The organism is Bradyrhizobium sp. P2_E8, from assembly GCF_056403875.1.
Window position 1 is genome coordinate 1 of sequence record NZ_JBFUES010000414.1, and the last position, 6,217, is coordinate 6,217.

At 64.9% G+C, this 6,217-nt stretch carries 5 protein-coding genes and 1 pseudogene; 4 read left to right on the forward strand and 2 right to left on the reverse strand.

Annotation, left to right across the window (positions count from 1 at the left end; genetic code table 11):
- Window positions 1-623, reverse strand: a 623-nt coding sequence (locus AC1D00_RS22090; RefSeq protein ID WP_477012118.1) for an ABC transporter substrate-binding protein, incomplete at its 3' end; no start/stop codon positions are given.
- A gap of 311 nt (window positions 624-934) precedes the next feature.
- Here AC1D00_RS22090 and AC1D00_RS22095 point away from each other — a divergent pair.
- The 4 genes from AC1D00_RS22095 to AC1D00_RS22110 all read left to right on the forward strand — a co-directional run bounded on the left by AC1D00_RS22095 (window position 935) and on the right by AC1D00_RS22110 (window position 5,961).
- Complete coding sequence (locus tag AC1D00_RS22095) at window positions 935-2,230, forward strand: hypothetical protein (protein WP_477012119.1); 1,296 nt, start codon at window positions 935-937, stop codon at window positions 2,228-2,230.
- Window positions 2,231-2,292: 62 nt separating this feature from the next.
- A complete protein-coding gene (locus AC1D00_RS22100; protein ID WP_477012120.1) occupies window positions 2,293-2,565 on the forward strand; it encodes a TonB-dependent receptor plug domain-containing protein in 273 nt (90 codons plus the stop codon).
- A 167-nt stretch (window positions 2,566-2,732) separates the two neighbouring features.
- A complete protein-coding gene (blaBJP, locus tag AC1D00_RS22105; protein ID WP_477012121.1) occupies window positions 2,733-3,617 on the forward strand; it encodes a BJP family subclass B3 metallo-beta-lactamase in 885 nt (294 codons plus the stop codon).
- A gap of 328 nt (window positions 3,618-3,945) precedes the next feature.
- Window positions 3,946-5,961 carry a putative bifunctional diguanylate cyclase/phosphodiesterase gene (locus tag AC1D00_RS22110; RefSeq protein WP_477012122.1) on the forward strand — a complete coding sequence of 672 codons (2,016 nt, stop codon included), beginning with the start codon at window positions 3,946-3,948 and terminating at the stop codon, window positions 5,959-5,961.
- Between the two features lie 7 nt (window positions 5,962-5,968).
- Here the strand turns inward: AC1D00_RS22110 and AC1D00_RS22115 are convergent.
- Window positions 5,969-6,217 (reverse strand): annotated as a pseudogene (locus tag AC1D00_RS22115) (urocanate hydratase); the annotation flags it as partial.

Sequence of the window (6,217 nt, forward strand, 5' to 3'; positions counted from 1 at the left end):
GTCTGGACGGCGAGCTCGCCGCGGTTCTTGAACGACAGCCATGTGCCACGATCCGACAGAAGATAGGCGTTCGAGGACGAGGCCATGTTCAGCGCCGGGCCCATGCCCTGGCCGATCTCGCGATACCAGCTGTCCTTGCCGGCACCGAGATCGACGCCCGCCTCTTTCCACAATCGCAGCTCGGCCGCGTGCGTGCCGGACTTGTCGCCGCGCGAGATGAACGGCGCCTTGGCTGCCGCGATCTTGCGCAGCGCATCAGCGACGTCCTTGCCGCCGGCAATCTGCGCCGGATCGCTCTTCGGCCCGACGATGACGAAGTCGTTGTACATGACGTCGAAACGCTTCACGCCCTGCCCTTCGGACATGAACTGGTCTTCGGCGGGCCTGTCATGGACGAACACCACGTCGGCATCACCTCGCCGCCCGATATCCAGCGCCTGGCCGGTGCCGACGGCAACGACCTTCACGCTGATGCCCTCGGCCTTCGAGAACAGCGGCAGCAAATAGCCGAACAGGCCCGACTGTTCCGTCGACGTCGTCGAGGCCACGGTGATCGTGCGATCCTGCGCGAATGCGATGGTGGACCAGAGCAGAACCGCTCCGATGGCGACTATTTTTCTCATGCGTCATCCTTACACCAGATGCCGGATGTTCCAAACTACCCTCGACGGAGCGACGCAGGGAACCCCGACGTTCAGTGCAACGCGCCCATGGGAGGTGCCTCGCAGCGCGTGTCCGCGTTCCGTGCAGTTGCACTGTGCTCGTCCACACCGTGGCTTCATGACGATCGCAGCTTCTCTCGCGAGCGATGGTGCGCGGATGTTCTGCAATTGGTCCCACCCAGATTGACATCGGTGTGACGGCCGGGGCAGTTTTTCACATTGCTGGCGAATCAGCGATTGCCTCACGCCGAGTACCTCTTGGACAACTCCCAGTGCTTTCGAGACTGATATCGTTGCTGCGCCGCATCCCTGCGGTGAAATGGGCGTTTACGAGGCTTCGGCCCTTGCCGCTCGGCGGCAGCATCGACCTTTCGCCGATCGCCACGAATGATTCGCCTGCCATCGCCGTCGACGTTGCAGAARCCGCGCGCACTCCCGACATCAGCATCAACGCTAATCCACTGCTCAACGACGCAGGAGTCGCGGTCGCGGCGCCGGTCGCCGAGGACGACACCGCGATCTCCGTCATCGCGGAGAACCCGCCGGCGGCGCAGACAGAGAGGACCGGCGTCAGTGACGATCCACATCCGGCGCAAGCCGAGCCGGCCGTCGTGGAGGAGGCTTCGGTCTCGCCTGTCGACGTCTCGCCTGTCGAGGTGGAGACTGCACCCGTTGCTGTTCCTGAACTCGCCGCCGGCAACGTCCTGCCTGCGGAACTCCCGACGAGCGTCGAGGCGGTCGGCACGGAAGAGGCCTCAGTCCGGCCAGTCGCCATCGATAGCGCGCCGGTCGACATTCCCGAGCTCGCCGTCAGCGGCAGTCCAGCTCGCGAGCTCGCGACCGACGTTGAGCCGATCGTCACGGAGGAGACAGCGGTCTCGTCTGACGATGGCGCGACCGCTCCGGTTGCGACGCTCGACCTCCTCGTCAGCCACGAGCCATCCTCAGACGTCCTCGTCGATATCGAGCCGGCCATCGTAGACGACCCGCATGTCGCCCTCGCCGCCATCGAAGTCGCTGCGTCTGATATCCCTGCCGTGAGCATCGACAGCGGTCCATCCGCCGACGTCGCCATGGAGATCGAGCCGGTCCCTGCAAGCGATCCCGCGCCGGTCACAACGGTCGCCACGGAGGACGCTTCCACCGACACCCTCGGCGTCGTCGCGGACATCGCGCCGGAGCCGATCCTTGCGTCTCCCGCACCAGAGATCCGTAGCGCAGCGAAAGTTCGCGCAAGGGCGACGGAACCCTCCGATCGCGCTGAGCTGATCCGGCAGCGCTGGGCGGAGACCGGGATCAGGATGTGGAATCCGCGGCTTCACGGCACCGGCGACGCCACGCTGAACATCCAGGGCCGTGTCGAGCTGCTGCCGCCCGCGCCCGGCGAGACGATGCCGCGCTACGACAAGCTCGAGTTCAGGATGCTGGGCGGGCAGATCGTCTGCGAGGGCGTCATCGTCGAGGCGCCCGCACAGGCGAGCCATCGCAGCTTTACCCGGCTCGCCGAGCCTGGGAAGCCAGACCGGGTCCGCGAGCCGGTGCGGGAACGCCAGGCCGCTCTCGCCTGACCTTTTCGTCAACGACGACGCTCGCCATATGCTAGGCTGATGTCCTGGATCTGGGAGCTCGCATGCCCACAAAATCATTGCGATTGATCGTGATCGTCGCCCTCTGCGTCTCGCAGGGAGCCTTTGCCGCTTCCAGCAAGCGGCCGCGCCATGCGCCCGCCACCGATCCGGCCGCACCCTACAAGGCCGACCGGCTCTCGTCCTCGCGCGGCGAGACGATCCTGAACACGCCGGGCCAGACCACCGTGCTGACGCGGCAGGTCCTCGACGACATGAACGCGAGAAGCCTTCGGGACGCCATGCGCTCGACCGCCGGCGTCACGATCGGGCGGTGAGCTCGCGCTCCGCTTTCACCAAACGCGCCGATATTCCCGCTCGGCCCATGAATTTTTGGGGGCACATGGAGTTGCCCTGAACGCCAGCCACGACGTAACTTGCACACCGCTCGGGCCACAACGCCCGCGCCCGACCAAAACGACAAGAACACTGTGGGAGGTAAACTATGAGAAGGCTGACGGCCGCACTGTGTGCTCTGACCCTGCTCTCGACTGGCGCGCAGGCGCAAACCATCAAGGACTTTCTGGCAGTGGCCATGAAGAAGTGGACGGCGCCGTTCGAGCCGTTCCAGCTCATCGACAACATCTATTATGTCGGAACCGACGGCATTGCCGTCTATGTCATCAAGACATCGCAGGGGCTGATCCTGATGGACACGGCGATGCCCCAGTCCACCGGCATGATCAAGGACAACATCGCGAAGCTCGGCTTCAAGGTTGCCGACATCAAGATCATCCTCAACACGCACGCGCATCTCGACCACACCGGCGGCTTCGCCGAGATCAAGAAGGAGACCGGTGCGCAGCTCATCGCCGGCGAACGCGACAAGCCGCTGCTCGAAGGCGGCTATTATCCGGGCGACGAGAAGAACGAGGACCTCGCCTTCCCCGCGGTGAAGGTCGATCGCGCGGTGAAGGAAGGCGACAAGGTCACGCTCGGCGACACCACGCTGACGGCACATGCGACGCCCGGCCATTCGCCGGGCTGCACGAGCTGGGAGTTGACCGTCAAGGACGGCAAGGAGAACCGCGAGGTGCTGTTCTTCTGCAGCGGCACGGTGGCGCTGAACCGGCTGGTCGGCCAGCCGACCTACCCCGGCATCGTCGACGACTACCGCGCGACCTTCGCCAAGGCCAAGGCGATGAAGATCGACGTGCTGCTCGGGCCGCATCCGGAAGTCTATGGCATGCAGGCCAAGCGCGCGGAGATGAAGGAGGGCGCGCCGAACCCGTTCGTCAAGCCGGGCGAGATCGTGACCTACGCGACCGGCCTGTCGGAGGATTTCGACAAGCAGCTCACCAAGCAGACCGCGGCACTGGAGAAGAAATAGCGGCCCTGCGCGCGCTCACCTCTCCTCCCGCGGGGGAGAGGTGAATCGCGTGGGTCGGCTGACCGCGCGGCAATCATCTRCACCCCGCCGTCACTGACGCGCATGCTTAACAGATCGTAGCTGCGGCGATTGCGGGCGAAACAGTGCCCGAGACACCCGCCACCGCCGCTGGATATCGTTAACGCCGCCTCACCAATGCACGCGACCGGAAACTATGCGGTAGCGTGCAACCTGCGCTGACCATCGCCGGGAACCCGATCTAACGCGCCCTTTACCCCCGCCATGCAAGATCCTCCACGTTTTGAAAGGATCCGGGGCGCGTATTGCAATGCCTGCTGTCGATTTGAAATCACACTTTGCCGCCGCCATGCAGCTGTTTCGCGTGCCGGCCGACAACCCGGATCTGACGCGCGCGCAGTTTGACGCCTTCTCCAAGCAGATCCCGCTGCTCTACTTCATCCTCATGAGCAACACGATCGCGGTCGCCTATACGTATGTGAACGTGGCGCCGGACTGGTTGACGATGATCGTGCCGGGCGTGCTGACCGTGCTCGCCGCGCTCCGGACCTACTGGTGGCTGCGCCAGCGTCACCTCGTGCGCAGCGATGCCGACATCCTGCGCAATCTGCGCGCCACCAACTGGCTGACCGTGCCGATCGGTGCCGGCTTCACCGCCTGGTCCTTCGCGCTCTACCCGTACGGCGATCCCTTCGCCAAGAGTCAGGTCGCCTTCTACATGGCGGTCACCGTGATCGGCTGCATCTTCTCGCTGATGCACCTGCGCTCGGCGGCGCTGATCGTGACGTTGATCGTCGACGTGCCCTATGTGCTGTTCTTCTTCGCCACCGGCGAGCCGACATTGAAGGCGATCGCGGTCAACAACCTGCTCGTCTCCGGCGCGATGGTGACGGTGCTGTTCATCTATTACCGCGACTTTGCCGATCTCGTGTCGAGCCGCAAGTCGCTGCTGGCGCAGCAGGCGGCCACCCAGGCGCTTTCGGACGAGAACTTCCGCCTCGCAAATCTCGATTCCCTCACCGAGCTGCCGAACCGCCGCCGCTTCTTCGCCGAGCTGTCGAGCGCCTTCGCCGATGCCGAGYGCAGGAATGTTCGCGTCGCGGTCGGGATCATCGACCTCGACGGCTTCAAGCCGATCAACGACAACTACGGTCACAGCGTCGGCGACCGCGTCCTGATCGAGGCGGGCCGGCGCATCCGCGAGGTCTGCGAAGGCTTCGGCCCGCACCGCGTCGAGTTCGCGCGGCTCGGCGGCGACGAGTTCGGCCTCGTGGTGTGCGGCGATCCCGACGACGACGATCTGATGCGGCTCGGCCAGCGGATCGGCGACCTGGTCAAGCTGCCCTACCAGCTCGACACCGCCCATACCGGGCTGTCGTGCTCGATCGGCTTCGCGCTGTTCCCACATTCGGCGACGACTGCGGAAGCGCTCTATGAATGCGCCGACTATTCGCTCTATCACGCCAAGCGCCACCTGCGCGGCCGCACCGTGATCTTTTCGAGCGAGCTGGAGGCCGAGATTCGCAGCCGCGGCGTCATCGAGAACCTGCTGCGCACCTCCGACTTCGACACCGAGATGGAGCTGGTGTTCCAGCCGATCGTCGATGCCATGAGCGAGCACACCGCAGGCTTCGAGGCCCTGGCGCGCTGGCACAGCCCTCGCCTCGGCCAGGTCTCACCGGCTGATTTCATCCCCGCCGCCGAGCGCATAGGCCTGATCCGGCCGCTGACGCAGGCGCTGCTCGTGCGTGCGTTGGCGACTGCGAAGACGTGGCCCGACGATCTCTGGCTGTCGTTCAATCTCTCCGCCCACGACATCTGCTCGCCCGAAGGCATCCTGCCGTTGATCACCATCATCGAGAAGAGCGGCGTGCCGACGCGCCGGATCGATTTCGAGATCACCGAGACCGCTGTCACCTTCGACTTCGTGCGCGCCCAGCAGTCGATCGCCGCGCTGAAGGCGATGGGCTGCGGCATTTCCCTCGACGATTTCGGCACCGGCTATTCCTCGCTCAGCCACGTGCACCGGCTGCCGCTCGACAAGATCAAGGTCGACCGCAGCTTCGTCGCCGACATCAACGAAAATCCGGTCAGCCACAAGATCATCAAGTCGCTCACGGGCCTGTGCGACGACATGGAGATCGCCTGTGTCGTCGAAGGCGTCGAGACCCGCGCCCAGCTCGACAGCTTGCGCCGGCTCGGCTGCGACTACATTCAGGGCTATTATTTCGCAAAACCCATGCCGCGCGATGCGATCGACGACTACCTCGCGAAGGAATGGCAGCGCCTCGACGGAGCGACGCACGGGACCAAGGTCCTGGCCTGAGGCGCGGCTACTTGGCCAGGCTCGGCAGGTCGAGCCCCTTGTCGCGGGCGCAATCGATCGCGGTCTCGTAGCCCGCATCGGCATGGCGCATCACGCCGGTGGCCGGATCGTTCCAGAGCACGCGCTCGATCCGCTTTGCAGCTTCCGGCGTGCCATCGGCGACGATCACCATGCCGGCATGCTGCGAATAGYCGATGCCGACGCCGCCGCCATGATGCAGCGACACCCAGGTCGCGCCGCTGGCGCAATTGAGCAG